Annotated in this window: 27 protein-coding genes and 1 tRNA gene; 11 read left to right on the top strand and 17 right to left on the bottom strand. The window is 63.9% G+C overall.

Translation table 11 applies throughout. The annotated features are described in order from the left end of the window. Positions 1-9: 9 nt before the first annotated feature. From dxs to yrfG, 3 genes are read right to left on the bottom strand one after another with little or no spacing between them, the layout of a single operon-like run. On the bottom strand, positions 10-1,956 hold the full coding sequence (dxs, locus tag R3E49_RS08330; RefSeq protein ID WP_371294605.1) for a 1-deoxy-D-xylulose-5-phosphate synthase: 1,947 nt from the start codon (positions 1,954-1,956) through the stop codon (positions 10-12). Between the two features lie 60 nt (positions 1,957-2,016). After that, positions 2,017-2,412, bottom strand: coding sequence for an RNA-binding S4 domain-containing protein (locus R3E49_RS08325; RefSeq protein WP_371294604.1), 396 nt, complete (start codon positions 2,410-2,412; stop codon positions 2,017-2,019). Further along, positions 2,409-3,086 carry a GMP/IMP nucleotidase gene (gene yrfG, locus R3E49_RS08320; protein ID WP_371294603.1) on the bottom strand — a complete coding sequence of 226 codons (678 nt, stop codon included), beginning with the start codon at positions 3,084-3,086 and terminating at the stop codon, positions 2,409-2,411. Before yrfG ends, R3E49_RS08325 begins: the two co-directional genes overlap by 4 nt. A 168-nt stretch (positions 3,087-3,254) precedes the next feature. On the opposite strand from yrfG, the gene cysQ reads away from it, so the two are divergent. The 3 genes from cysQ (at position 3,255) to R3E49_RS08305 (ending at position 5,453) form a co-directional block, all read left to right on the top strand. Next, positions 3,255-4,124 (top strand): 3'(2'),5'-bisphosphate nucleotidase CysQ, encoded by an 870-nt coding sequence (gene cysQ, locus R3E49_RS08315; protein ID WP_371294602.1) that lies wholly within the window; start codon positions 3,255-3,257, stop codon positions 4,122-4,124. 92 nt (positions 4,125-4,216) lie between these two features. Then, the gene (locus R3E49_RS08310; protein WP_290746205.1) at positions 4,217-4,471 is read left to right on the top strand and encodes a YdcH family protein; all 255 of its coding nucleotides are present in this window, start codon (positions 4,217-4,219) and stop codon (positions 4,469-4,471) included. 34 nt (positions 4,472-4,505) lie between these two features. Beyond that, positions 4,506-5,453 (top strand): MBL fold metallo-hydrolase, encoded by a 948-nt coding sequence (locus R3E49_RS08305; protein WP_371294601.1) that lies wholly within the window; start codon positions 4,506-4,508, stop codon positions 5,451-5,453. Positions 5,454-5,477: 24 nt separating this feature from the next. On the opposite strand, the gene R3E49_RS08300 is transcribed toward R3E49_RS08305, so the two are convergent. The 10 genes from R3E49_RS08300 to R3E49_RS08255 form a co-directional block, all read right to left on the bottom strand. Next, positions 5,478-5,963 carry a methylated-DNA--[protein]-cysteine S-methyltransferase gene (locus R3E49_RS08300; protein WP_371294600.1) on the bottom strand — a complete coding sequence of 162 codons (486 nt, stop codon included), beginning with the start codon at positions 5,961-5,963 and terminating at the stop codon, positions 5,478-5,480. Between the two features lie 51 nt (positions 5,964-6,014). Then, entirely contained in the window at positions 6,015-7,439 is a 1,425-nt protein-coding gene (locus tag R3E49_RS08295; RefSeq protein WP_371294599.1) for an AlkA N-terminal domain-containing protein, read from the bottom strand. Positions 7,440-7,540: 101 nt separating this feature from the next. After that, positions 7,541-7,891: a hypothetical protein gene (locus R3E49_RS08290; protein WP_290746193.1), complete on the bottom strand. Its 351-nt coding sequence runs from the start codon at positions 7,889-7,891 to the stop codon at positions 7,541-7,543. 59 nt (positions 7,892-7,950) lie between these two features. Beyond that, positions 7,951-8,856 (bottom strand): hydroxymethylglutaryl-CoA lyase, encoded by a 906-nt coding sequence (locus R3E49_RS08285; RefSeq protein ID WP_371294598.1) that lies wholly within the window; start codon positions 8,854-8,856, stop codon positions 7,951-7,953. After that, entirely contained in the window at positions 8,853-10,859 is a 2,007-nt protein-coding gene (locus R3E49_RS08280; RefSeq protein ID WP_371294597.1) for an acetyl-CoA carboxylase biotin carboxylase subunit, read from the bottom strand. Before R3E49_RS08280 ends, R3E49_RS08285 begins: the two co-directional genes overlap by 4 nt. A 2-nt stretch (positions 10,860-10,861) precedes the next feature. Then, on the bottom strand, positions 10,862-11,650 hold the full coding sequence (locus R3E49_RS08275; protein ID WP_371294596.1) for an enoyl-CoA hydratase/isomerase family protein: 789 nt from the start codon (positions 11,648-11,650) through the stop codon (positions 10,862-10,864). A 514-nt stretch (positions 11,651-12,164) separates the two neighbouring features. Then, on the bottom strand, positions 12,165-13,772 hold the full coding sequence (locus R3E49_RS08270) for a carboxyl transferase domain-containing protein (protein ID WP_371294595.1): 1,608 nt from the start codon (positions 13,770-13,772) through the stop codon (positions 12,165-12,167). 12 nt (positions 13,773-13,784) lie between these two features. Next, complete coding sequence (locus tag R3E49_RS08265) at positions 13,785-14,954, bottom strand: isovaleryl-CoA dehydrogenase (protein ID WP_371294594.1); 1,170 nt, start codon at positions 14,952-14,954, stop codon at positions 13,785-13,787. Positions 14,955-15,005: 51 nt separating this feature from the next. Continuing rightward, positions 15,006-15,407 carry a MerR family DNA-binding transcriptional regulator gene (locus tag R3E49_RS08260; RefSeq protein ID WP_371294593.1) on the bottom strand — a complete coding sequence of 134 codons (402 nt, stop codon included), beginning with the start codon at positions 15,405-15,407 and terminating at the stop codon, positions 15,006-15,008. Positions 15,408-15,524: 117 nt separating this feature from the next. Further along, entirely contained in the window at positions 15,525-16,049 is a 525-nt protein-coding gene (locus tag R3E49_RS08255) for a nuclear transport factor 2 family protein (protein WP_371294592.1), read from the bottom strand. A gap of 162 nt (positions 16,050-16,211) precedes the next feature. Between R3E49_RS08255 and birA the strand changes: the two genes are divergently transcribed. The 4 genes from birA to R3E49_RS08235 all read left to right on the top strand — a co-directional run bounded on the left by birA (position 16,212) and on the right by R3E49_RS08235 (position 19,756). After that, complete coding sequence (birA, locus tag R3E49_RS08250; RefSeq protein ID WP_371294591.1) at positions 16,212-17,189, top strand: bifunctional biotin--[acetyl-CoA-carboxylase] ligase/biotin operon repressor BirA; 978 nt, start codon at positions 16,212-16,214, stop codon at positions 17,187-17,189. After that, entirely contained in the window at positions 17,186-17,935 is a 750-nt protein-coding gene (locus tag R3E49_RS08245; protein ID WP_371294590.1) for a type III pantothenate kinase, read from the top strand. Before birA ends, R3E49_RS08245 begins: the two co-directional genes overlap by 4 nt. A gap of 84 nt (positions 17,936-18,019) precedes the next feature. Next, a tRNA-Thr gene (locus R3E49_RS08240) sits at positions 18,020-18,095 on the top strand. Positions 18,096-18,673: 578 nt separating this feature from the next. Continuing rightward, positions 18,674-19,756, top strand: coding sequence for a hypothetical protein (locus R3E49_RS08235; RefSeq protein ID WP_371294589.1), 1,083 nt, complete (start codon positions 18,674-18,676; stop codon positions 19,754-19,756). Positions 19,757-19,988: 232 nt separating this feature from the next. On the opposite strand, the gene R3E49_RS08230 is transcribed toward R3E49_RS08235, so the two are convergent. Further along, positions 19,989-20,510: a uracil-DNA glycosylase family protein gene (locus tag R3E49_RS08230; protein WP_371294588.1), complete on the bottom strand. Its 522-nt coding sequence runs from the start codon at positions 20,508-20,510 to the stop codon at positions 19,989-19,991. Positions 20,511-20,608: 98 nt separating this feature from the next. Further along, entirely contained in the window at positions 20,609-21,529 is a 921-nt protein-coding gene (locus tag R3E49_RS08225; protein ID WP_371294587.1) for an NAD-dependent epimerase/dehydratase family protein, read from the bottom strand. A 152-nt stretch (positions 21,530-21,681) separates the two neighbouring features. Between R3E49_RS08225 and R3E49_RS08220 the strand changes: the two genes are divergently transcribed. Next, positions 21,682-22,131, top strand: a complete 450-nt coding sequence (locus R3E49_RS08220) for a gamma-glutamylcyclotransferase family protein (RefSeq protein WP_371294586.1) — start codon at positions 21,682-21,684, stop codon at positions 22,129-22,131. Further along, the gene (locus R3E49_RS08215) at positions 22,104-23,465 is read left to right on the top strand and encodes an MFS transporter (RefSeq protein ID WP_371294585.1); all 1,362 of its coding nucleotides are present in this window, start codon (positions 22,104-22,106) and stop codon (positions 23,463-23,465) included. The genes R3E49_RS08220 and R3E49_RS08215 overlap by 28 nt, the downstream gene beginning before the upstream one ends. 36 nt (positions 23,466-23,501) lie before the next feature. On the opposite strand, the gene R3E49_RS08210 is transcribed toward R3E49_RS08215, so the two are convergent. Together R3E49_RS08210 and R3E49_RS08205 are read right to left on the bottom strand one after the other, a co-directional pair. After that, a complete protein-coding gene (locus tag R3E49_RS08210; protein ID WP_371294584.1) occupies positions 23,502-24,671 on the bottom strand; it encodes a lipid-transfer protein in 1,170 nt (389 codons plus the stop codon). Then, entirely contained in the window at positions 24,668-25,066 is a 399-nt protein-coding gene (locus R3E49_RS08205; RefSeq protein ID WP_371294583.1) for a Zn-ribbon domain-containing OB-fold protein, read from the bottom strand. Before R3E49_RS08205 ends, R3E49_RS08210 begins: the two co-directional genes overlap by 4 nt. 171 nt (positions 25,067-25,237) lie before the next feature. On the opposite strand from R3E49_RS08205, the gene R3E49_RS08200 reads away from it, so the two are divergent. Both R3E49_RS08200 and R3E49_RS08195 read left to right on the top strand, forming a co-directional pair. Then, positions 25,238-25,786: a MaoC family dehydratase N-terminal domain-containing protein gene (locus R3E49_RS08200; protein WP_371294582.1), complete on the top strand. Its 549-nt coding sequence runs from the start codon at positions 25,238-25,240 to the stop codon at positions 25,784-25,786. Beyond that, the gene (locus tag R3E49_RS08195) at positions 25,783-26,196 is read left to right on the top strand and encodes an acyl dehydratase (protein ID WP_371294581.1); all 414 of its coding nucleotides are present in this window, start codon (positions 25,783-25,785) and stop codon (positions 26,194-26,196) included. The genes R3E49_RS08200 and R3E49_RS08195 overlap by 4 nt, the downstream gene beginning before the upstream one ends. Positions 26,197-26,280: the final 84 nt, after the last annotated feature.

The following is a 26,280-nucleotide window of genomic DNA, read 5'->3' as shown; positions in this document are numbered from 1 at the left end:
TTCAAGCAATCACCCCACCACCGGCACAGCATTGGCCCTAACCTCGCCATGCGCCAGCCCCGCGTCAAGCAAGCGAGACTCCACCGCTGTCACAATACCTGCCGCGTCCAATCCGGCTGCTGCGTATTGTTCGGCCTGGCTGCCATGCTCCACAAATGTATCGGGAATTCCCACATGCAGGCATGGGGTATCAACGCGCCTTGCCGCGAGTAGTTCGTGCACGCCGCTGCCGGCACCGCCGGCAATGGCGTTGTCTTCCACCGTGACCAGCAGGTCGTGGCTGCCGGCGAGTGTGAGCACCAGGGCTTCATCCAGCGGTTTCACCCAGCGCATGTCGACCACCGTGGCATCCAACGCAGCGCCGGCTTCAAACGCTGCGGGTAGCACGGTCCCGAAGGCGAGAATGGCCACGCGATGACCCTCGCGCACCGTAACGGCCTTGCCGATGGGGAGTTCGGTCATGGTTTCCGCAATCAGCGCACCGGTGCCGGTGCCGCGCGGATAGCGGACCGCTGCGGGCCCCGGGTGCTGGTATGCCGTATAGAGCATTTGCCGACATTCGTTTTCGTCGGAGGGCGCGCCAATCACCATGTTCGGGATGCAGCGCAGGTAGCTGAGGTCGAAGGCGCCATGATGGGTGGGGCCGTCCTGGCCCACCAGTCCAGCGCGGTCGATGGCGAAGGTGACGTCCAGGTTCTGGATGGCGACATCGTGAATGAGCTGGTCGTAGGCCCGCTGTAAGAAGGTGGAGTAGATCGCCACGACGGGCTTCAGGCCATCGCAGGCCATGCCGGCTGCGAGTGTGACCGCGTGCTGCTCGGCGATGGCAACGTCGTGGTAACGCTGGGGGAAGCGCTCGGCGAACTCTACCATGCCTGAGCCTTCACACATGGCAGGCGTAATGCCCGCGAGTTTTGGGTCCTGCTCGGCCATATCGCACAGCCAGCGCCCGAATACGTCCTGAAACTTGGGTTTGCGCGGCGCGGCGGGCGGGGCGGGCAGGTTGGCCTGTGGCCCTTTGGGCACGGCTTCGATCTTGTTGATGGCGTGGTAGCCCACCGGGTCTTTCTCCGCCGGTGCGAAGCCCTTGCCTTTCATGGTACGGATATGCAGGAACTGGGGCCCTTCCAGGTCCTTCATGTTCTCCAGGGTTTGCAGCAGCTGGGGCAGGTCGTGGCCGTCCAGCGGGCCAATGTAGTGCCAGCCCAGCTCTTCGAACAGAGTACCTGGCGCGACCATGCCCTTCATGTGTTCTTCGGTGCGCTTGGCCAGGTCCCAGGCGGGTTTGATGCGCTTGAGGATCTTCTTGGACCCCTCTCGCAGGCTGATGTAGGTCTTGCTGGCCCATATCTTGGCAAAATAGGTGGCCAGGCCGCCGGTGTTGTGGCCGATGGACATCTGGTTGTCATTGAGCACGACCAGCATGTTGGGCCGCACATGGCCGGCGTGAGCCAGCGCTTCGATGGCCATGCCCCCGGTGATGGCGCCATCCCCGATTACCGCCACCACGTGTCGGTCGACGCCTTGCTGGCGTGCGGCGAGGGCCATGCCTATGGCGGCGGAAATGCTGGTCGAAGAGTGGCCAACCCCGAAGGTGTCGTACTCGCTCTCGCTGCGCTTGGGGAAGCCGGCGAGGCCGCCGGACTGGCGTATGCTGCGCATCTGCTGCATGCGTCCGGTGAGAATCTTGTGCGGGTAGGTTTGATGGCCAACGTCCCACACAACGCGGTCTTGCGGTGTGTCGTACACGGTGTGCAGTGCCACGGTCAGCTCTACCACGCCGAGGCCGGCGCCAAAGTGGCCGCCGCTTTGGCCCACGCTGTAAAGAAGATAGGCGCGCAGCTCCTCGCACAACTGGGCCAGCTCTGCCTCATTCAGCGTGCGCAGTGAGCGCCCCTGATCGACGGCGCTCAGCAGGGGCGTACTGGGAAGTGTGACAGGAATATCGCGTAACATGGTCAGATTTTAGCGTATTCGGAGAGGATTGCGATCATTTCCGTGTGGTAGCACTACCACTTACTCGCTGTCTGACAGGTCCTTGAAACGGTGGATCTGTCGCCGCTGCTTCTTGGTCGGCCGGTGCAGTGGTCGCTCGATCATGCCCCCGGCCGCCTTGCGGGCCTCGGCTTCACTCTCGCGGCGCGCGACACTGGCCTCGGTTTCGGTATAAAGCTGGCGGGCTTCCGGAGCGCCGCGGCGCTGGTCGGAGAGCGCGTCGACGATCACTTCGCGCAGGTCCCAGCCCTGGCGAATCAGCAGTCGGTCACCCACGGCAATTTCCTTGGACACCTTGATGCGTTGCCCGTCCAGTTGCACCTTGCCGCCTTCGATGGCGGTTTTGGCCAGGCTGCGGGTTTTGAAGAAGCGCGCCGCCCACAGCCATTTATCGATGCGAAGTTTGTGCTCGCTCACGTTATAGCACTCGCTGAATGCGCATCCGGCATGATCTCATCAAAGTGATGAATGCCGGGGAAGCGGGTGTCCAGACGCTTCTGCAGCTGACTGTCGGGTTGCAGCAGGGTGAGCAGGTGGGCAATGCCATAGTCATGCGCTGACTGCAGCACACTTTCTGTATCGTCAATCAGCAGGGTGCGAGCAGGATTGAATGGATGCAGTGCCTGCAGGGCGTGCCAGAAGGCCTGATCCTCCTTGGGAGCGGCGAGATCGTGGGACACCACCATGCGATCGAACCACGGCGTGATGTCCACCTGGGCCATTTTGATGTCCAGTGTCTTGCGGTGGGCGTTGGTCACCAGTACCACTTCGCGGGGGCCGGCGTGCAGCCGCTGCAGAAACTCGAGGGCGTGGGGCCGCAGCCGTATCATGTGCCGCAGTTCCTGCTTCAGTGCCGGTACATCCATGTCCAGTTGCGCGCTCCAGTAATCCAGCGAATACCAGTCCAGCGTGCCCTGGCGGCCGTCGAAACGCCCGTGCAGGGCAGCAGTGGCATCTGCTTCCGGGATACCGTGTTTCTCCGCGTACAGGCGGGGCAGGTGGTCCAGCCAGAAGTAGTTGTCGAAGTGCAGGTCCAGCAGGGTGCCGTCCATGTCCAGCAGAACTGTATCGATGCTGTCCCAGTTGATCATGCCAGCGGTTCACCGTTGTTTCGAGGCAGCCTAGTATGCCGTTTTTCGGCCCGAGCCGCATGCCGGGGGCTGGGAGCAGGCGGGATTTACCCCGGGCAAGGGGTCGGCGCGACAGCGCGCGGCAAAACAGGGTGTTACAATCACTGCTGGATTCTGCAGGCGCCCGCAGTGCACGATTTAACCGCTCTCGTACCCCCGCTTCTCGAACTCTGCCGGACGGCGGGGGAACTGATCTGTGAGCACTATCACGCCCCCGGCGACAGTGGCCTGCGCGCCAAAACGGATAATTCCCCACTCACGCACGCCGACATGGATTCCCATGCCTGCCTGCGCGATGGACTGGCGGCGCTAACGCCGGACCTGCCGCTGCTCTCGGAGGAGTCATCTCCCGCGCAGAAGGCCCGGCGTCATGCCTGGGGCCGCTTCTGGATGGTGGATCCGCTGGATGGCACCAAGGAGTTCATCGCCGGTACGGGCGAGTTCACCATCAATATCGCGTTGATCGACGCGCACCGGCCTGTGCTGGGGGTGCTCTATATACCGCTGCAGAAGGTCGCCTGTGTCGGTGTGCCGGGGGAGCTGTCGGCGCGCTTCACCGCGGATAACCAGGGCGGTTGGCAGCAGCAGGCGCTGGCGACCCGGGCGCTGGGCGACGCTCCGGGTGGCGTGACGGTATTGGCCAGCCGACGCCATCGCAATGCACAGCTGGATGCCTGTCTGGCGTGGCTGGAGTCGCGCTGTGGCGCGCTACAGCGCGAAAATAGCGGCAGCGCCCTCAAGTTCTGCCAGTTGGCGGAGGGGCGAGGGGATGTCTATCCGCGGTTTTCGCCCTGCTGTGAATGGGATGTTGCGGCCGGCCAGGCGGTGGTGGAGGCGGCCGGTGGCAGTGTGCTCGGTATGGACGGCCTGCCCCTGCGTTACAACTGCCGGGATTCGCTGCTGAGCCCACATTTCCTGGCGGTGGGGGAGGCGCACAACGCGCTCTGGCCGGCGCTGCTGGAGCATCAGCGGCAGGTTGCCAGCGACGCCTCTCGGTGAGCGAGGACTAACGGGGTGCTTGTGCCGACAAACCCGGAAGGTATAGAGTTGAACACGATCAGGACACGGCGAGTGCAGGAGCCAGCCCCACAATGAACGAGCCACCGCGCATCCCATTTGGACGCGGCCACGTTGAAACCGACGCCGCCAACGAGGAACCGACGCCCGCCATGCGGCTGATGGAGCTGATGGCGCGGCACCGTGCGCTGGATGAAAAGATCGAAGAGCTCTATGAGTTCCCCTATAAAAACCAGATTCTGCTGCAGCGCCTGAAAAAGGAAAAACTGCGTCTGAAGGACGCCATTGAACACCTCAAGGATGATCTTATTCCCGACCTCAATGCGTAGGGGTCATCGTCGTACCCGCAAAGAAGGACGTCCCATGCCCTTGAAACGAAAGCCGATTATCCCCTTGTTGCCCGCCGGGTACCGCCTATCGCTGCCGGCTGTGCTGTTGGGCGCAGCCCTGTCATTGGCCGCTGCTGTGCCAGCGCAGGCAGACAACCATGAACCCCTGCCGGAGGTGACCTCCACGCCGCTGACTGGCACGCTGCACCTGTTGCAGGGGCGTGGCGGCAATGTTGTCGCTTCGGTGGGTGAGGACGGGCTGCTGATCATCGACGACGATTACGCGAACATGGTGCCGGCCTATGAAGCGGCCCTGATCGACCTCGCCGGCGCGGATGCCAACCCGCGGTTTGTCTTGAACACCCACTGGCACTCCGACCACACGGGTGGCAACCTGTTCTGGGCAGATCGCGGGGCCGTTGTGGTCGCGCACACCCGGGTGCGTGAGCGTATGGCGACACGGCAGGACATGCCGGCAATGAACCGCGTGGTGGAACCCAGCCCCAAGGGTGCTTTGCCGGTGGTTACCTACGGAGATTCCCTGGCCGTGCACTTCAATGGTGACGATCTGGACGTGCAGCACTATGCCGCGGCCCACACCGATGGCGACAGCGTGGTCTACTTTACCGCGGAGAACGTGGTGCACATGGGGGACCTGTTCTTCAAGGATCGTTTCCCCTTTGTGGATATCGGCTCCGGCGGTACGGTGCCCGGCTATATTGCCGCGGTAAAGGCGGTGCTTGAGCGTGTTGACGGTAGCACGGTCATTGTTCCCGGCCACGGCAGCCTGGCCACGAAGGCGGATCTGGAGCGCTACCTCGATATGCTGCAGCTGACCTCCACCTATGTCGCCGACAAGTTCGCGGCGGGTGAATCCGTGGAGTCGATCACCGAAGCCGGCCTGGGTGAGGTGTGGGCCAGCTGGGGTGGCGGGTTCATCAACGAAGCCACCTGGATCAGCTTCATCGCCAACAGCCCCTGAGCCGCAAGCCGGGGGCAGGCTGCTTTAACGGCCATGGGTCGGTAGGCTGCCCTCCAGTTCCAGCAACAGTCTCTTTGCCTCCAGCCCGCCGGCAAACCCGGTGAGGCTGCCGTTGGCGCCTATCACCCGGTGGCAGGGCACCACGATCGGCAGCGGGTTGCGGCCGTTGGCGGCGCCGACAGCGCGCACCGCGCGTGGGTTCTGTAGCGCGCAGGCAATGTCCCGGTAACTGCGCAGTTCGCCCCAGGGAATCTCGCGCAAGGTCTGCCAGACCGCCTGCTGGAACGCCGTGCCCCACGCCGCGAGCGGCAGGTCGAATGTGCGCCGCTGACCGGCAAAATACTCTGCCAACTGCAGGCTGGCCCGCTCCAGGACAGCGCTGGCGCCGTTGTCCTGCGCATACGACCTGTGTCGGTCGGAAAAATGTATGGCGCTCAGGTGTGACCCCGTTGCGACCAGTTGCAGTGGCCCAAGGGGGCTTCCGATCACGCGTGCTGTGGTGGTGGGCATGGTGGAGGTGTCCTGGTTTGGTTGCTCGGGGGTATGTGCGCCGTCGGCCGGCTAGACACCGAGGCTGCGCCACAGCAGGTTGGCGGCATAGGCTCGCCATGGGCGCCAGCGCTCGCAGGCATGTTCCAGCGGAGCCTCGGCGTCGGGCAGCGCCTCCCAGGCGCGCATCAGGCCCAGATCCCGCGGCGGAAAGGCATCTGGCCGCCCTTCGCCACGCATCTCGATCATGGCGACGGTCCAGGGGCCGATACCCGGCTCTGCCAGCAGCGCCTGCGCGCTCGTGGGTTCGCCGCTGGCCAGGCGACGGCACACGGTGCGCAGCGTGTCGCGACGCCGTGTGGGCATGGCAAAGTGGCTGTCGTCCAGCGCCGCAATGGCCGCTGCGGTGGGAAAGCCGGCACCCTGTCCTGGCTCCCGTGTGGCATCGGCGAGGCGGGCGCAGACGCTGCGCGCCGCGCCGATGCTGACCTGCTGGCCCACGATTGCCCGCACGGTGGCCTCTTCGGCACTCCAGCACAGAGGGGAGCGTATCCCGGGAAAGCGATCCAGAAGCGCTGCCAGCGCGGGATCCTTAGCGAGGCTTTCGGCGATAACCTCGGGATTGGCGTCAAGGTCGAACATGCGCCGCACACGCTGCACCACGGCCATCATGTCCGCGAGGTGGTCAAGCCGCAGCTCGAGCGCAATAGCGTGGTCTGCGGGCTGGTGCCGCACGGTGATCGTGCCGCTGTTCCCGGGCCAGCGCAGTTGACGGTGATACCCGCCGTCCTGCACTGATTCCACGCCACTCACCGCATGCCGCTGGAAAAAGTCCAGAACACCCTCCCAGTCGTAGGGCGGGCGGTAGCGCAGCTGCAGCCTGATCGATTGGCCCGGTGTCGCCGGGTCCCGCCCCCGACGCATGGCACTGGGTGGTTTGCCGAAACTGGCGCGGAACGCGCTGTTGCAGCGCCGTACGCTGCCAAAACCTGCGGCAAAGGCGATATCGGTGACGGGCAGGGCGGTTTCCTGCAACAGCTGGCGGGCGAAAAGCAGCCGCTGGTTCTGCGCGACGGCATTCGGCGAAACGCCGAGTTCGCGCTGGAACAGCTTGCGCAGGTACCGCTCGCCGACGCCCAGGCGCTCACACAGCGCGGCCAGCGTGGCTGTGTTCAGGGCGCCCTCACGAATCAGGCGCAGCGCCCGCTGCACGGTCACGGAGCTGCCCTGCCAGGCGGCGCTGCCGGGTGCCGCCTCCGGGCGGCAGCGCAGGCAGGGGCGAAAGCCCGCCTCGGCAGCCTGGCTGGCCTCCCGGAAGTACACCACATTGTGTTCGGCCGCTGCGCGCGCGGGGCAGATGGGCCGGCAGTAGATGCCGGTGCTGCGCACCCCGAGGAAGAACTCGCCGTCGAAGCGCGGATCCCGCGACAGGCGCGCCCGGCGGCAGGTCTCGGGGTCGAGTCCTTCGCTGGGGAATGCTGTGGAGAGTGTGTCCATCGCGGCACTCTAGCGCCTGCTTGCGGTGCTGACTAGCCAGAATCGGCCCCGACCTGGTGCAAGGCACGCCGGGTTGCCCTGCGGCAGCCGCGGCCGGTGGTCTAGATGCTGGGCAAGTGGCGCACCGACCAGAGCACGTTCAGGCACACCACCGCGACGATGGCATCGCCCGCAATGCGCAGCTGTTGCAGAGGAGACCAGTTCGCGAGCGGCAGGTCGGGGGCGAGAAGCAGCGCGCTGCTGCCGCAGGTGGCAACCGCGACAACCAGCGCAAAGCGTGAGCGGCCGAACAGGCCCAGCGCAACCAGCAGGTAGATACTGCCAATCAGTGCCGTCACCAGCAGATCTTCACTCAACCGGTTTTGCCACAGGGCAGCGATCTGCAGCACCCCGCTGACCGCCACGGTGGTGGCGGCGAGCTGTCGCTGCAGGGTGACGGAGGAGACGGGCATGGAGCGTTCCGCTGCGGTTTGCGCCGCACTTTATCACGCCCGGCAGGGCCCCGTGTATATCAGCCCGCGGAGGCCAGCAGGGCGTTTGCCGCCCGCGAGCTGTTGCGGCGTCCCAGGGCCTCCGATATGCGTGCACCGGCGCCGACCAGCGCGTTCAGGTCGATGCCGGTATCGATACCCATGCCGTTGAGCATGTACACCACATCTTCCGTTGCCACGTTGCCTGTTGCCCCGCGTGCATAAGGGCAGCCACCAAGACCGGCCACTGAGGCATCGATGGTTGCGATGCCGTGTTGCAGCCCTACCAGGATGTTCGCCAGGGCCTGGCCGTAAGTGTCGTGGCAGTGCAGCGCGAGTTGCCGCGCCGGTATGTGTGCCAGCAGGGTCTCCAGCAGGCGCTGGGTACTGCCCGCAGTGCCGGTGCCGATGGTGTCGCCCAGCGATACCTCGTAGCAGCCCATGGCGAGCAGCGCGCGCGCCACCTCCAGCACCGCCTGGGGCGCGATAGCACCCTCGTAGGGGCAGCCAAGCACGCAGGAAATATAGCCGCGCACGGCAACATTCGCGGCCTGCGCACGCGCCATCACTGGCTCAAAGCGCTGCAGGCTCTCGGCGATACCACAGTTGATGTTTTTGCGTGAGAACGCCTCCGAGGCGGCGCCAAAGACGGCCACTTCATCAGCCCCTGCGTCCAGTGCCCGTTCCAGGCCCTGCAGGTTGGGCGTGAGCGCCGTGTAACGCACCCCGGGACGCCTTTGCAGGCTCTGGAAAACCTCGGCACTGTCCGCCATCTGCGGTATCCACTTGGGATTCACGAAGCTGCCGGTTTCGATCACCCTGATGCCGGCGGCCGCGAGGTCGTCAATCAGTTGCAGCTTGGTCGCCACGGAAATCCGGGCAGATTCGTTTTGCAGGCCGTCGCGCGGTCCCATTTCGACGAGGGTGACAGAGGTGGGCAGGGTCATGCGCTGGCGTCCTCGCTTGCGGTGAAGGCCAGCAACGGAGCGCCGCCGTCGACGAGATCGCCCGGAGCGAAGTAGAACCGGCTCACGGTGCCGTCACCGGGCGCGCGAATGGTGTGCTCCATTTTCATGGCTTCCATGATCATGAGGGGAGCGCCGGCCCGCACATCGCTGCCGGGTTCGACCAACAGGCTGACCACCGTTCCGTTCATGGGGGCGTTCAGGCCGCCCGCCGCCGCGTTCTGCGCAGTTTCTCCGGTGTCCGGCCGCAGTTCACGGAAGTGGCAGGCACCGTCGGCCAGGTACAGTGTAAAACCCTCCGTAGTGCATGCCAGGGTAGCGCGCCTGCGGTGGCCGTCCTGCTCGAAGACCAGTTCGTCGCCCCGCAACTCGCCGCGCAGTTCGGTGTGCTGCCCTTCGATGGAGATGCTAAAACCGCCGCCGGCTAGGGGTTCCAGTGTGGCGTTCACGTCGTGCTGGTGGCAGTGCAGCATGACGTGGTGCAGGTGCGGTTCATTGAGGCGCCAGCCTGTGCCGCTGCCCCAGGGCGACCACGGGTCAAGGCAGCCGGGCGGCGCCGCCTGCTGCTGGCGATGCAGGAACAGGGCGAGGGCAGCCATGGGCAGGTCCCGCTGCAGATCCTGCTGCCGTTGGCGGAAAATCAGGGCCTGGTGGCGTTCGATGAACCCGGTGTCCAACTCGGCGCGCTGGAAAGGGTCAGCGGTGGCCAGGTTGTAGAGAAAATCGAGGTTGGTAACGGTCCCGCCGATGCGGTAGTCGCGGAGGGCGGTCGACAGACGCTGCAGCGCCCGCTCGCGGGATTCATCCCAGACAATCAGCTTGGCGATCATCGGGTCGTAGTGCACGCTGATTTCATCACCCTGCTGCACGCCGGTATCCACGCGTACATGGCTGGACTCATCCGGCGCCCGCAGATAAGCAAGGGTACCGGTCACCGGGAGGAAGTCGTTGTCCGGGTCCTCGGCGTAGATGCGCGCCTCGAAGGCGTGGCCGCGCAGCGTCAGGTCCTGCTGCTGCAGCGGCAGCTCCTCGCCGGCGGCCACCCGCAGCTGCCACTCCACCAGATCCTGCCCGGTGATCATTTCGGTCACCGGGTGTTCGACCTGCAGGCGCGTGTTCATCTCCATGAAGTAGTAGCTGCCGTCTTCGTCGAGCAGTAACTCCACGGTACCGGCACCGCGGTAGTCAATGGCGCGTGCAGCCTGCACGGCGGCGGTGCCCATCGCGTCGCGCAGCGCCGTTGTCATGCCGGGGGCGGGGGCCTCCTCGATGACTTTCTGATGCCGGCGCTGCACTGAGCAGTCGCGTTCGGCCAGGTAAATGGCGTTGCCGTGGTTGTCGCAGAACACCTGCACTTCCACGTGGCGCGGCTTGGTCAGGTATTTCTCCACCAGCATGGTGGCATCGCCAAAGCTGGCACTGGCCTCGCGCTGGGCCGCGGCCAGTGCCGCGTCGAACTCATCTCCCGACCACACCTGGCGCATGCCCTTGCCGCCGCCACCGGCGGTCGCCTTCAGCAATACCGGGTAGCCCATGCGCTCCGCTTCCTGTCGCAGCAGGGCCGGCTCCTGGTTCGCACCGTGGTAGCCCGGCACCAGCGGCACGCCCGCTTCGCCCATGATGTGCTTGGCGGCAGCCTTGGAGCCCATCGCCTCGATGGCTGCACCCGGCGGGCCGACGAACACCAGCCCCCGCTCCACACAGGCGCGGGCGAAGCCAGCGTTCTCGGACAAAAACCCATAGCCGGGATGTATGGCCTGCGCCTGCGTGGCAAGCGCCGCAGCAATGATGTGCTCCGCCTGCAGGTAGCTTTCTCGCGCGGGGGCCGGGCCGATGTGTACCGCTTCATCCGCCATGCGCACGTGCAGCGCGTTGCGATCCGCGTCCGAGTAGACGGCCACCGTGGCGATGCCCAGCCGACGCGCGGTGCGGATGATGCGGCAGGCGATTTCTCCGCGATTGGCGATCAACAGCTTGTCGAACATGGCTAGGTCTCCTGCCAATTGGGGGGGCGTTTTTCCAGAAAGGCGCTGAGGCCTTCCTGGCCTTCCCTTGAAACCCGAATGTGGGCAATCCTGGCGCAGGTGTCTTCAACCAGTGCTGTGCTCAGCGGCTCCCCCGCAACGCTGGCGATCAGGTCCTTCGCGGCGCGCACAGCCTCGGGCCCGTTGCCGAGGAGTGCGTCAACCAGCCGCGTTACATCGGCATCCAGCGATTCCTCGTCGGCAACCTCACTGATCAGGCCCAGCTCCAGCGCCCGGTGGGCATCGAAGCGCTCGCCGGTAAGGAAATAGCGACGAGCCGCGCGCTCACCGATGGCACGTATGACATAGGGGCTGATGGTTGCGGGCACCAGACCGATCTTCACTTCTGACAGGGCAAAACTGGCGCCACGCGTGGCCACCGCCATGTCGCAGCAGCTCACCAGCCCCACGGCGCCGCCCAATGCTGCTCCCTGGATGCGGGCAATGGTCGGCTGGGGCAATTCGTAGAGCGCGCGCAGCATGCCCGCGAGCATTTCCGCGTCGTGCAGGTTGTGGCCGTAGTCGTAGGTGGCCATGCGCTTCATGTAGTCCAGATCGGCGCCGGCTGAGAAGTGCTTGCCCTCGGAGCGCAGTACTACCGCGCGCACATCATCGCGCTCGCGCAGTCGGTCAAAAGCCAGTCGCAGTGCGCTGATCATGCTGTCGTCGAAGGCGTTGTGCTTGGCGGGGTTGTTGAGGGTAACAGTGGCAACGCCGCGGTAGTCTGTGGTGGTGAGGACGGTGGTGGTCATCGGTTGTTCCTTACTGCGGTTCTGTGGGCGCGGTTGGTGGTTGTGCACTCGTGTGGCTCTGGCAGCGTGGCGGCGGGACCGGAGCTGCGGGACCCGCCGCGAGTACGTCCATGTAGGCTCGGCGGCGGCCATCCATGGCCGCCGACGGTCCCGCAGCTCCGGCCCCACCCCCACACTGCCTCGACTGCCGCACGTTGTAGGGGGCTCAGTAATAATCTTTTATCTTTTCCCCTGAGGCGGGCGCCGCGCCAAAAGTCCGAGTTCACTACCACATTCAGGGCGGGGTGGCGGGGAGGCGCTGGCCGGAACGTTGGCGGCCATGGATGGCCGCCATCGAGCGCACATGGATGTGCTCGTAGCGTTTCCGGCCAGCGCCTCCCCGTCGGCCCGCCCGCAAACGAAGCTCCCACGGGCCCGCCCGCAAACGAAGCTCCCACACGCTCGCCCGGAAGCGAAGCTCCCACGCGCCCACCCGCAAGGCCGCGTCCAATCACACTGGCGTCTAACGCTTCGCTCACATCCGGAACACCCCAAACCGCGTCTCCTCTACCGGCGCATTCAGCGCCGCGGAAATCGCCAAACCCAACACCGTCCGCGTGTCTGCGGGATCAATTACCCCGTCGTCCCACAATCGCGCGGAGGCGTAGTAGGGGTGGCTCTGCTTTTCGTACAAGTCCAGAATCGGTTGCTTGAAGGCGCGCTCCTCTTCCGCCGTCTTCGCCTTGCCATCGCGGGCCAGCTGGTCCTGCTTTACGGTCGCCAGCACCCCTGCCGCCTGCTCCCCACCCATGACGGAGATACGCGCGTTGGGCCACATGAAGAGGAAGCGCGGCTCGTAGGCACGGCCGCACATGGCGTAGTTGCCGGCACCAAAGGAGCCGCCGATCATGACGGTGAATTTGGGCACGTTGGCACAGGCCACGGCGTGTACCATCTTGGCGCCGTGGCGCGCGATACCCCCGGCCTCGTACTGTTTGCCGACCATAAAGCCGGTGATGTTCTGCAGGAACACCAGGGGGGTCTTGCGCTGGGCGCAGAGTTCCACAAAGTGCGCTCCCTTCACCGCAGATTCGCCAAACAGAATGCCATTGTTGGCCACGATGCCAACCGGGTAGCCGTGAATGCGGGCGAAGCCGCAGACCAGGCTTTCACCGTACAGCGCCTTGAATTCGTCGAACTCCGAGCCATCGACAAGGCGCATGATGATCTCGCGCACATCGTAGGGCTGCCGGCTGTCAGCGGGTATCACGCCGTAGACCTCGCGGGTGTCGTAGAGCGGGTCCTGCGGCTCACGGATGTCCAGTTGCACGGGCTTCACGCGATTCAGGCGTGCCACGGCGCGGCGCATGAGCTCCAGCGCGTGGTGGTCATTGTTGGCGTAATGGTCGGTGACGCCAGAGGTGCGGCAGTGCACATCGGCTCCACCCAGCTCTTCGGCCGTAACCACCTCGCCGGTGGCCGCCTTCACCAGCGGCGGACCGCCGAGGAAGATAGTGCCCTGGTTTTTGACGATGATGGACTCATCGGCCATCGCCGGCAGATAGGCACCGCCGGCAGTACAGGAACCGAGTACCGCGGCGATCTGCGGGATGCCCTTCGCGGACATGCGCGCCTGATTGTAAAAGGCATGGCCGAAGTGCTCACGGTCGGGAAACACTTCGTCCTGCAGGGGCAGGAAGGCGCCGCCGGAGTCCACCAGGTAGAGGCACGGCAGGTGGTTTTCTTCGGCAATGGTCTGCGCGCGGCCCTGCTTTTTCACGGTCATCGGATAATAGGTGCCGCCTTTCACGGTGGCATCGTTCACAAAGATCATGCATTCCTGGCCGGCCACGCGGCCGATGCCGGTGATGATGCCTGCGCCGGGTACGGGGTCATCGTAGACATCCAGGGCCGCCAGTTGGGACAACTCGAGAAACGGTGACCCCGGGTCCAGCAGTGCCTGCAGGCGTTGCCGGGGCAGCAGTTTGCCGCGTTCGAGGTGGCGTTCCTGCGCCTTCTTACCGCCACCCTCGCGCAGTGCGGCGACCTTGTCGCGCAGGTCATCCACCTGAGCCTGCATATGGTCGCGGTTGGCCTGGAAGGCTTCGTCGCGCGGGTTCAGCCGGGATTGCAGCACGGTCATGGCGGTACTCCGTCAGACGGTTTCGTTGAACAGTTCACGACCGATCAGCATACGGCGGATCTCCGAGGTGCCGGCGCCAATCTCGTACAGTTTGGCATCGCGCAGCAGGCGACCGGCGTTGGCATCGTTGGTATAGCCATAGCCGCCCAGCGCCTGGATGGCCTGCAGGGCCATCTGTGTCGCCTTTTCTGCGGTGTAGAGGATGACGGCGGCGCAGTCCTTGCGGGTTTCCTCGCCACGGTCGCAGGCCGCAGCCACGGCATACAGGTAGGCCCGGCAGGCGGAGAGGTCTGCGTACATGTCCGCGAGCTTGCCCTGCATGAGCTGGAACTGGCCGATGCTCTGGCCAAACTGTTCCCGCGTATGGAGATACGGCACAACTTCGTCGAGGCAGGCCTGCATGATGCCGACCGGCCCGCCCGAAAGCACGGTGCGCTCGTAGTCGAGGCCCGACATCAATACTTTTACACCCTGGCCCTCGCCGCGCAGAATATTCGCGGCGGGGACCGGTGTGTTGTAAAAAACCAGCTCACAGGTGTTGGAGCCGCGCATGCCCAGCTTGTCCAGCTTGGGCGAGCGCGAAAAGCCGGGGAAATCCCGCTCCACGAGAAAGGCGGTGATGCCTTTGGAGCCGGCCTGGGGGTCGGTTTTGGCGTAGATCACGTAGACGTCCGCGTCCGGGCCATTGGTAATCCACATTTTGCTGCCGTTCAGGTAATAGGTGTCGCCCTCCTTGCGCGCCTGCAGCTTCATGCTGACCACATCCGAGCCGGCGTTGGGCTCGGACATGGCCAGCGCCCCCACGTGCTCTCCGCTGCATAGCCTGGGCAGATACTTCTGTTTCTGGGCTTCGCTGCCGTTCTTCTGGATCTGGTTCAGGCACAGGTTGGACATGGCGCCGTAGGACAGCCCTACCGACGCGGATGCCCGGCTGATCTCCTCCATCACGATGCTGTGTGCGAGATAGCCCATGTTGGAGCCCCCGTACTGCTCTTCAACGGTAATGCCGAGCAGTCCCATGTCACCAAACTTGCGCCACAGGTCCATGGGGAAGGCGTTATCGCGGTCGATTTGCGCGGCGCGCGGTGCGATCTCCTTTTGGCACATCTGGTAGACGGCGTCGCGGAGCATGTCCAGCTCCTCGCCGAGGCCAAAGTTAAGCGTGGGGTAGCCGGTATTCATGGTCGATCCTGCCTCTGTCCATGGTCATTGTGTGGCCCGCGGGCCGCCTGGTTACTGCGCCGCTGTCGGTTTTCGGTCGGCATCTTTCAGCCCCTGTTCACACAGGGTCTGTACTTCGTCCAGGCCCGCGAGCATGTCTTCGATGTCCCGCTTCTGGCGCAGCAATCGCTCACGCTTCTCCTGCACCGTGCGTATCAATGAGTGTAGCTGGCTGCGGTTGTTATGGGCGGGGTCGTACAGATCGATCACTTCCACGCTTTCCTGCAGGCTCATGCCGATGCGCTTGCCGCGCAGGATCAGCTTGATACGCACCCTGTCGCTGGGGCTGTACAGACGCTTCTGCCCGACCCGCCGCGGGTGTATGAGCCCTTTTTCCTCGTAAAAGCGTATCGTCCGGGTGGTCACACCGAACTCCGTCGCCAACTCCGAGATGCTGTAGCTGCGATCTGTCACGGCACCTGCCTATGGGGTAGTGGTGGAAATATAGCCTACGTTTACGTTAACGTAAACTAAATTGCGGCGAGCAGGGCCACGACGTCTGCTGCCTGAGCAATCCGGTTTCTGCCTGACTCAGGAAGCGGCCAGCTGTGCCTGCAGGCGGGCTTTCATGGGCCCTACCCAGTTTTCCTTCAGTTCGGGTGACAGCAGGCCCGCGGCATCCAGTTCATCACAGAGGCGCATCTGGTGAGCGAGATCAAACAGGTCGAACTGGCGAATGATCCTGGCATCGGCATCCAGGGTGATGAAGGACACCCCGGGCGTTTCGTAATAGCCGCCGTCGCTGCGTCGGCCCGGGCCGCGGTTCATCCAGTGGGTAATAAGTCGGTTGTCGCCGCCGGTATAGACGCCGAGGTAGGGAAAGGTCCAGCCTTCCCAGCCCACCTGCATGTCGCGGCCGTAGTGCGTGGCCTTGATTTCTGCAACACCTCTGGCGGTGACCTCCATGACGCCGGCATATTCGCAGGTGTACACGCAGTCGCGGGCGTAAATCTGGTCCACGAAAAACGTCCATTCGTTATCGCGGGACGCCTGTTCATGGGCGCGAATCAGCCTGTCGGCGGCGGCCCGTAGCGTGACATCGTCAAGGTGTGGCATGGTGGCTCTCCTGGTGGGCGCCCGTTCGACCGGCAAACACGCGCTGAGTCACGTTACTCTGGCCGGATTTCCGCCGCAGGGCCAATCGGGCTGTTTAGTGAGTTGAACCGGCGCCGGGTTTGCTATGATTCGCCGCATGTTTTGCTGACTGATTACCCGCCGATGCCCAACACCACCCTTGTGCCCCTGCTCGCGGACGGCGAGTTTCACTCTGGCCAGGCGCTGGCCGATGCGCTGGGCGTGAGCCGAACCGCGATCTGGAAGCAGCTCAATCGCCTGCAGTCGCTGGGGCTGCAGGTGGAATCGGTCAAGGGTCGCGGCTACCGCATCCCGGGCGGCGTCGAGTTGCTGGACGAGCGCCAGGTGCGGGCCGGGCTGACGGCGCCCGCCCGCAGTCTGCTGGGGGGGCTACAGTTGTTGGAGACGGTGGATTCCACGAATGCCGAAATGCTGCGGGGCATCGCGGCGGGCTGTGGGCCGGGGCAGGCCTGCAGTGCGGAGCAGCAGACTGCCGGTCGCGGTCGCCGGGGGCGGGAGTGGGTAAGCCCCTACGCGCGCAACATTTACCTGTCGTTTTCCTGGGAGTACCACCAAGGTGCAGCGGCGCTGGAGGGGCTGAGCCTGGCGGTAGGTGTCGCTGTGGTGCGTGCCCTGAACGGGCTGGGTGTTCCATGGCTGCAGTTGAAGTGGCCCAACGACCTGCTCGCGAACGGCGCGAAACTCGGCGGCGTCCTGCTGGAAATGGCGGGCGATGCCGCTGGGCGCTGCCAGGTGGTGGTGGGAGTGGGGATCAACGTGGCCATGCCCGCCGCTGCCGCCGAAGGAATCGACCAGGCCTGGACCGACCTGACCCACCTCAGTGGGGGCAAGCCTCCTGGGCGCAATGCCCTGCTGGCCGCGCTGCTCAACGAACTGCTGCCACTGGCGTCCACCTTCGGTGATACCGGGTTCACGCCCTGGCGTGACTCGTGGATGACGCTGGATGCCTTCGCGGACAAGCCCGTGGTCTTGCACAGTGGTGAGCAGCGGCAGGCCGGCGTGGCGCGCGGTGTCGACGCACGGGGTGCCCTGCAGTTGGAAACTACGCTGGGGCTGCAATCTGTTTATGGGGGTGAAATCTCCCTGCGGGCGGCCCCGTGAGCGCCCTGCAGTGCCTGCAGCTGGATATGGGTAACAGCAGCGCCAAATGGCGGCTCCTGCAGGGCGCGCAGGTGATTGCACGGGGCCAGTTTCGCCACGATGCCCCGCAAACGCTTGACGCTTTGCTGGAGCAGCCGGCACACCCTGCGCAGATCTGGATCGCCAGCGTCTCCAGCGAGGCGACGGAAGATGCCGTGCGACGCCTGCTGGAACAGCGCTGGCCGAGCGCGGCAATCTGGTTTGCTCGCAGCGAAGCGCGCAGTGGTGACCTGCAGAACAGCTACGCCCAGCCCCTGCGCATGGGGGTGGACCGCTGGTTGGCAATGTTGGGTACCCGTCAACAGTGCGCGGAGCGGTTCGTGGTCGTAGATGCCGGGTCAGCGCTGACCATTGATCTGGTCGCCGCGGACGGTCGCCACGAGGGCGGTTACATTATCCCCGGGGCAGCGCTGATGGAGCGTGCCCTGCTGCTGGACACCGACCGCGTGCGGTTTGCCGAACAGCCCGTCTACGCCCTGCCGCCGGGCCAGTCCACGGCCGAGGCGGTGCGCCATGGTATTGCGCTTGCCCAGGCCGGTGCGGTGCTGCTGGCGCTGCGCGAGGCGGCTGACCCGGCCCCCGAACTGTTTTTCTGTGGCGGTGCAGCGCCTACTCTGCAGGCTCTGCTGGGTGGTGTGGGAACGCTGCGCCCCGATCTGGTGTTCGAAGGGCTGGAAGTACTGGCGAGTATGCGCCGCGCGGAATAGCACGCTGCGGCGCATTGGGCTTGCGTGGCCCCGGCGCATTGTCTAGAATCGGCGGCCTTTCCGGGGTGTCTGCCCCAACGCTTAGCTGGCGTAGCTCAGTAGGTAGAGCAGCTGATTTGTAATCAGCCGGTCGGGGGTTCGATTCCTCTCGCCAGCTCCAAATTCCCAAGGGTCTGTACCGGAGACATCCTTTACAGATTATACCGGGCACATAGTTTACAGTTCCGGTACAAATGGATTGGTAGTGGGTTCTACCCGCCCCACATCCTCGTCAAAGAATCCTAGATCATACTTCAAGAAGCTGACAAGCCAGATCTTGTCTTCCACTTCCCGAATTCCCACCGTTTGCTCAGCAAAAACCGTGCTCAGGTTGGTTTTGCGTCTGCCGAAACAGACCCTGCCGCACTGGGTCACATGGACGGAGCGATCGTGGCAGGGGTACTGAGGCCCTTCAGGAGGCCTGTAAGCCCTTGTTGAAGGTGTATACAGATCGCCCGGGCGCTGCTTATAAACACCTCTCTGATGGCCATTTTGTATGTCTGAAAGGTGTCTAGCAAACTGGTGGCGATTCACACCGACGCGGTGATTGCTGGTTCTACCGACGAGGCCGCCACCCGGGACAAGGTGAATTGATGCGCAGCATCAAGAGACGGTGCATTGGGGTATCCTATATCCCGTTTGCGCCTACGCCGGCTGAAATCATGGCACCGTTGGTGGCGCAACTGAGGAGGCAATGAAATGGTCGGATGGATTGAACTGACCTTGGGGATGTTGGGTAATTTGGTTTCGACTTTCGTCTACCTGGCAGTATGCGCGCTGGCAGTGTACCTGCAGTACCGGGAATACCGCCGGCACTGGCCTTACCCTGGCGCTGCATGGTGGGCGGTCAAGCTGGGGACCCCCGCCGCCGTAGTGGTGATTGTGCTGCTCGCCCTGGCGCTGTTCAACACCGACGGCATGGAGGGGCTGGCGGTATTCTACAGCGGCCTTTTTGTCTCGCTGTTCTTTGTGCCGCTGGGCATCTCGCTCGTCGCGAGGATGCTGGGGGTGGCGCGCCTTGATGCGCTCCGCGCCTCGGGTTCGCTGGTGATGACTTTCATGGTTGTCTGGTTTGCCGGCGCGGGGGCGTTCAACAGCGTGTCCAACATGGGCACGGGCAACCTCGAAGAGCGCGCTGAATATATCGCCTACCGGCATGCGGCGGAGAACGCCCCGAGGGCCTCCGGTGAGATCCGTCATTCCGGCACTGACGTCTTTTTATTACCTGACGGATCGCGCCTCGTGCACCTGGCTTTCGCGATTCAACCCGGTTATGGCATCCATACCGCGGATGTACGCACGCTGCGCACGGACGGTAGCGGCAATAGTGAATCGTTTAACGGCACTCTGGGGTCGTGCGCCACGGATGGTGTGTACCACATGACGACTGTGTTGACCGAGTCCGAACATTTCGACGTTCGCCTGCGTTTCCACGCGGGCTCCCCGGAAACCATGGTAGAGTTTCGTGGTGATTACCGCTTTCCGCGCACAGATGCGGCATCGCTCCGGTCACTGGTCCTGGAATACGTCAACGGAGAACTGCGCACGCCGGTGCCCCTGCCCGCGAATTTCGTTTCCATTTTCGCCGACGGTGGCGTTTTGAAAGTCGAAGAGTTACTGCCGCCGCGGGAAGAACGCATGGCAGGGATGCATCCTCGCGCTCGCTGCTTCGCCGATCCTCTGGTGTCGGTGACTGATATCGAAAAAGTTGAAGCCACGCTGTACAGCGAGGAGCAGTACCGCAGACTGCGTTACGAGCTGCCGCTGCGCAGGCACGACTGAGCGCGGCCGCCGGTTCAGGGGGGCGCTTGGCAAACTGTTTTCAGATCTGCGGCTTATTCGTAACAGCGCCGTGTTGTTCCTGTTCGCCTTCAATTGCGTGGTAGGCCCATTGCGGAGACCATGTGAGCCGAATAGGTTACGTCGCGTGCTCCTTTCGACCGATGCAATTCCTCCGTACTGCGCAACAAAGTTGAACCTATGTGTCGGTAAGCACGCCAGAAAAATCAAGCACCTATTCAAGTCCCGGTTCCGCGGCGCCGCGCAGAATGTGGTCAACCCGCGCCTGCAGGGCGGGTAACAGCTCGGCCTCGAACCAGGGGTTCTGACTGAGCCAGCGGTTGTTGCGCGGGCTTGGGTGAGGCAGCGGCACCAGGGCGGGCCAGTGCGTCCGCCAGTCGCGTACGCGCGCTGTAACCCCGACTCTGGGGCCGCCAAGGTGCCAGGCCTGAGCGTATTGCCCCAGTACCAGAGTCAGCTCAATCTGCGGTAGCTGTTCCAGCAGGGGCCGGCGCCAGGTTGCCGCACACTCGGCTCGGGGTGGTAAATCACCATGCTTGCCGGTACCGGGGTAGCAGAAGCCCATAGGCAACAGTGCTACCGTCTGAGGGTCATAAAAGGTGTCCCGGTCAATGCCCAGCCACTGCCTCAGGCGGATGCCGCTGGGGTCGTTGAACGGTATCCCGGTGTCGTGAACCTTGCGCCCAGGTGCCTGGCCGGCGATCAGGATGCGGGCGTCCGGGTGCAGTTGCAGCACAGGTCGCGCCCCCAGCGGCAGCGCAGCCTCGCACAGTCGGCAACTCCTTACATCGGCAAGGAGTTGTGTGCAGTCACTCATACTGGGGTGGGCCGTCGTCAGCTGCGCTTCAGTGCGGGGTGGCGCTCCCGGGCCATGGCCGCAAAACCGTCCTGCCAGCCGATACGGCAGGGGCCGATAATCTCCAGCCGGCGCCTGTTATCTGTCACGCGTGAGGGAATGGACTGGCTGTCGTCCTCGCGGAAACGCGGGGTGCGCCCCGCAAGCTCCCCGAGGTACTCGCACCAGCTGCGCACGTCCACCGGCTCGTCGCCGCTCCAGTTGACCAGGGTGGCGGGAACGCTTGCTGCGGCCAGTAACGGGGCCACCTGTTGATTGATGTCATCCTGGTGAATGCAGGTATACCAGGCCTCGCCACCCGAGGGCAGCACGATCTCCTCATTGCGCATGATGGCGTCGAGGTGATAAGCCGGCAGCCCGCCATTGGACGAGTAGGACACATTCATGCGCGCGATCGTCGTGGGCAGTTGGTACAGCCGGGCGCAGCTGCGCGCAACCGCCTCCTGGGCAATTTTGGAGATGGCGTAGGTGGGTGAGTAGGGCTGTTTGGAGTCCCCCAGCGGGTCGTCCTCCTGGAACGCGTGGCGCGGATCGGGGTGCAGGGCGTACACCGCACAGGTAGACATGACCAGACAGGCCCTGGCGCTGCGACAGTGCGCCATCAGCAGCGCAGTGCCCTCGGCGTTCACCTCCAGTGCATGGTTGTAGTCCTGCCCGCCAAGCTGGAACACCGCGAAATGCAGCACGTAGTCGAAATCCTCTGGCAGATCACCGAACTCGCCCTTGGCGAGATCGATGCTGCGGGTGATCATGCCCGCCTGCTCGCAGCGCTCCCGGGAGCCCGGCTCGCTGAAGCGTGCGACGCCCCAGACTTCATTGTTGGCGGCGAGAAACTGGCCCAGCGGAAAGGCGATCTGACCGGCGGCGCCGGTGAGGAGGATTTTCTGGTGCTCTAGCATGCGTGCCTCGTTTGCGAAATGGCCATGTGCCCGGGTTCGTGCATTGTAGGTCAAAGCTCCAGGTTCTGCCGATAGCGGTCGGAGTGGCCCGGCGGATGAGGTGAAACTCCTCGCGCGCTGTACTGTCACTCCTGCAACGGTATGATGCAAACATGAGCGCACAAGCAAAGATGTCACGTAACACACTGGGGTGGCGCATTGCGGCCGGCGGGCTGGGTGTTGTTTCGGCCACGGGCATGTATCTGTGGTGGGTGCTGTTGGGCCCCTGGGGCTATGTCATGCCCAAAGGCTACGAGGCCCCCGAAGGTCCCTGCGATCAACGCGTGTTCGTGTACGGCACCCTGCGCAACCCCCTGGTGCGCTGGCTGATTGTCGGGCGACGCATTTCGACCGCGCCTGCCGCAGTCTCCGGCTTTGACAAGCAGCACCTTGATATTCAGCCCTTGCCCGACGGGCGGGTGCCGGGGGAGGTGTTCTCTGTGGCGCCCAGAGAGCTGGCGCGCCTCGACCGGTACGAGCGTCTCGGCGTGCGTTACGAGCGAGTCTGCCTGGCGCTGGATTCTGGTGAGCCCGTGTGGGTTTACCGGCGGTTGCCTGTGTGACCTCCGCGCGCGGTCCCGCCGCGCTGGCCCCCCGTCGTGAGATATTCGGTTGGGCGATGTTCGATTTCGCCAACCAGGGCTATACGCTGCTCATCATCACGGTGGTCTTCGGCGATCTGTTTACCCGCGTGATCGTGGGTGACGCGCCGGACTACCGGTTGGGTAACCTGCTATGGAGTGTCGCGCTGGCGGCAAGCTATGTGCTGGTGGTGGTCGCCAGCCCCCTGTGCGGCGCGATCATGGATTACTCGCGCAGCCGCAAGCGGTTTCTGTTTGCCAGCTATTTGCTCACCGTTGTCGCCACCGGCCTGCTGTACTTCGTGGAACCCGGCTGGATTCTGACCGCCATGCTACTGCTGGTACTGTCGAATTTTGCCTACGCCATCGGAGAGGGCTTCATCGCCAGTTTCCTGCCCGACCTGGGGCCGCGCAGTGCACTGGGCTGGATATCGGGCCTGGGTTGGAGTCTGGGCTACGTGGGCGGATTGGTCGCCACCGCCTTCACCCTGCTTATGCTGGGTGATGTATCGCTTGAGAACTACGACCGTATTCGCTGGGTCGGGCCTTTCGCCGGTGGCTTTTTCCTGCTGGCGGCCATACCGACGTTTATCTGGCTGCGGGAGCGGGGCGTGCAGCGGCCGGTACTTGCCCCGTCAGCACTGCTGCGTATGGGCGTATCCAGGGTGTTGGAGACACAGCGCGCGCTGGCGCAGTTCCGCGACCTGCGCACCTTGCTGGTATCGGTGTTCTTCGCCATGGCGGGCATCTACATCATCATCGCCTTTTCGTTCATTTACGGTGCCCAGGTGATTGGCTGGGATGAGTCCGTGCGCGTCATGATGTTTATCACGGTACAGATTACGGCGGCCCTCGGCGCACTGTTCTTCGGTCATCTGCAAAGCCGCTGGGGCGCGCGCCGGGTTTATCTGCTGACGCTGGCGCTGTGGCTGCTCGCCATCCTTGCAATCTGGCAGACCCCCGCACTGACCCGTCTGGCGCAGGCCGCACTGGGGGTGGCCTGGCAGACCCAGCATGTGTTCCTGTTCGCGGGCGTGCTCTCCGGGCTGAGCCTGGGTTCTTCGCAGTCTGCGGCGCGGGCGCTGGTAGGTGTGCTGACACCTCACGCCAGGGCGGCCGAGTTTTTTGGCTACTGGGGGATGGCGACCAAGGCGGCGGCCGTATTCGGTATCTTCGGCCTCGGCCTGGTGCAGTGGTTGCTGGGGCTGGCCGATGCGATCGTGTTTTGTCTGCTGCTGTTTCTGGTCGCGATGGTGGCCGTGTTGCCCGTTGACGAGGCGCGCGGTGCTGCGGTGGCGGATACCTGGGAGCACTGAGGCCCCGCGGGCCGGGCGGAGCGCGGGGCTGGACAGTCAGTCGCGGCCGAGGATCAGTGCGCCGGTAGGCACCCCGACACCACTGCTCACCAGCACGTGCTCCACGTTCCTGGGCTGGCTGGTCGAGGTGCCGCGCACTAGACGCGCGCCTTCGGCAATGTTGTTCATGCCGTGAATATAGGCCTCTGATAGCAGGCCTCCATGGGTGTTGTTGGGCAGACGACCATCAATGTCCAGTGCGCCGTCGCGCACCATGTCCTTGCCCTCGCCGCGTCCGCAGAAGCCAAAGCTTTCCAGCTGCATGATGACCTCGGAGGTGAAGGCATCGTACAGGCAGGCGGCGTTGATATCCTCTGGCCCCAGGCCGCTCTGGTCGTACACCAGTCGTGCCGCCATCTCCATTTCGGGCAGGGAGTCCAACTCGTCGCGGTAATAGCTGGTCATCTGCTCCTGTCCGCGGGTGGAGGCCTGCACCACACCGCGAATGATGGCCGGTTTCTGCTGCAGGTCGCGTGCGCGCTCGGCGCTGGTCACCAGAATGGCGCAGCCACCATCGGTCTCCTGGCAGAAGTCGTAGAGTCGCAGCGGGTCCGCGATCATTTTCGAGGCCAGGTAGTCCTCCATCGTCAGCGGCTTGCCATGGAAGAAGGAGCGCGGGTTGCTCTGCGCGTAATTGCGCTGGGATATGGCGACCCGTCCCAGGTCCTCCGCGGTCACGCCGTAGTGGTGCATGTACTTGTTGGCGATCATGGCGATCCAGGAGCCGGGTGTGAGCATGCCGTAGGGCATGTACCAGGACCAGTGCACCAGGTCCGAGCTGACGATCTGCCCGGAAATGCCCTGGCCCATGCGCTGGCCCGAGCGGCCATTCATGGCCCGGTAGCAGATCACGTTGTCGGCCACACCGGTGGCTACCGCCATTACGGCGTGCAGAATGGTGCCCACGGCGGCGCCGCCGCCGTAGTTCACCTTAGTAAACAGCTTCAGATCGCCGGCCCCGACGGTGCGGGCGAGTTCGATTTCGTCGGTGGAATCCAGTGTATAGCTGACAAATCCGTCGATCTCCGAGGGCGGCAGGCCCGCGTCCTCGCAGGCTGCGAGCGTGGCCTGGGCGGCGAGTGACAGCTCCGAGACGCCGGATTTTTTCGAGAAGCCGGTGAGGCCGATACCGGCGATGGCGGCTTTGTCTTTCAGGAAGTGGCTCATGCGCTGGCTCCTTTCGCGGGCTGGAACATGGGCAGGCGGAAGCCGTCCGGGTCCTCATGCATCACCAGTTCCACCGGCATGCCGAATTCGACCGACTCCGGGCTGCAGTTGACCAGCTGCGACGTAAAGCGCGTACCCTCTTCCAGCTGCACCAGTACGATAATCAGCGGGTAGTCAAAGCCCGGGAATTGCGGGTGGTGGAGGATGGTGAAGCTGTCCAGCGTACCCCGGCCTGAAGAGACGACATGATCCCAGTCCAGAGAATGGCAATCTCCGCACATGGGCCTCGGGGGGTGCCGCAGCGTGCTGCAGGATGTGCAGCGCTGAATCGCAAGATGTCCCTCGGCAGCCTGCTGCCACCACCAGCCGTTATCCTCCCCCATAGGGGGCTTCATTCTGAAACTCTGCGCCATGTGCACACCGCCGTTTTTTTGCTGTGAGTGTCTATGGTCGAAGTCTGACCGCGGTAAAACATAATTGAAATTGAATATAAATTCAATTATGTTGTGCGCACAACCCAATAACAGCAGCAGCAGCGCCTGCCATCAGCCGGAGCCATCAGAGCCATGAGTAGCGAAGATATTGCCGCCTTCGAGGAAAAGATAAAGGCCTTCGTAGGCCGCGAATGCGGATCCTCGATCGCCAAGGACGCAGTGAATAAAGCCATGATTCGCCATTGGTGCGAAGTCATGGGCAACACCAACCCTGACCACCTGGACGAGGCCGAGGCAGCTTCGGGCTCCCGGGGAGAGCTGGTAGCCCCGGCAACGATGCTGTTCGCGTGGGGCCAGGCCGGTTACGCGGTGGCAGCCCAGGGACGTGAGCAGGACCCGCAAACCGAGCTTTTCGACCTGTTTGATGAGAACGGGTATGTGGGCGTGGTCGCGACCAATACCACGCAGGAATACGATCGGGAGTTGCGTCTGGGCGAAGTCGTTCATGCGCGAACGGTGATTGATAACATTTCCGAGCGGAAAAAGACCGGGCTCGGCGAAGGTTACTTCTACGAAACGGTCACCGAATTTACCAACCAGGATGGAGAGCCGCTGGGTCGCCAGAGCTTCAAGGTGCTCAAGTACCGTCCCAACACCGCCGGCGGGGAGGCTGCCCAATGAGTGAGCAAATCAAGCAGGGGCAGGTCAAGGTGGGTGATACGCTGCCGCCACGTGAAATTGCCATCACCACGTCACTGATCGTGAGCGGTGCTCTGGCGACACGGGATTTTCAGAAGGTCCACCACGACAAGGCGGTGGCGCAGGCCAGTGGTATGCCGGATGTGTTCATGAACATTCTGACCACCCAAGGCCTTACCGAATCCTATCTGCGCGACTGGTGTGGCCGCGATGCTGTCTTCCGCAAACTGACGATTCACCTGGGGGCACCCAACATCCCCGGCACCACCATGACCATGACCGGCGAGGTGAAGTCCTCTGCGGACGGTCTGGTTGAGGTGGAGGTCGTGGGCCAGAACAGCCAGTGGGGCATGCATGTGAGGGCTCTGGCGACCATCGCTTTGCCGGCCTGAGCGGCTACTCGGGTTCCCGTTTGGCACCGCCTGACAGGTGGATGATTTTGTTTGATTTATCGGTTGACAAAGGATAGGGCCGTC

The sequence above is a fragment of the Haliea sp. genome (genome assembly GCF_041395985.1).
Taxonomy (GTDB): domain Bacteria; phylum Pseudomonadota; class Gammaproteobacteria; order Pseudomonadales; family Halieaceae; genus Haliea.
The sequence above is the reverse complement of the archived record's forward strand: the minus strand, read 5'-3'. Positions and strand labels throughout refer to the sequence as shown.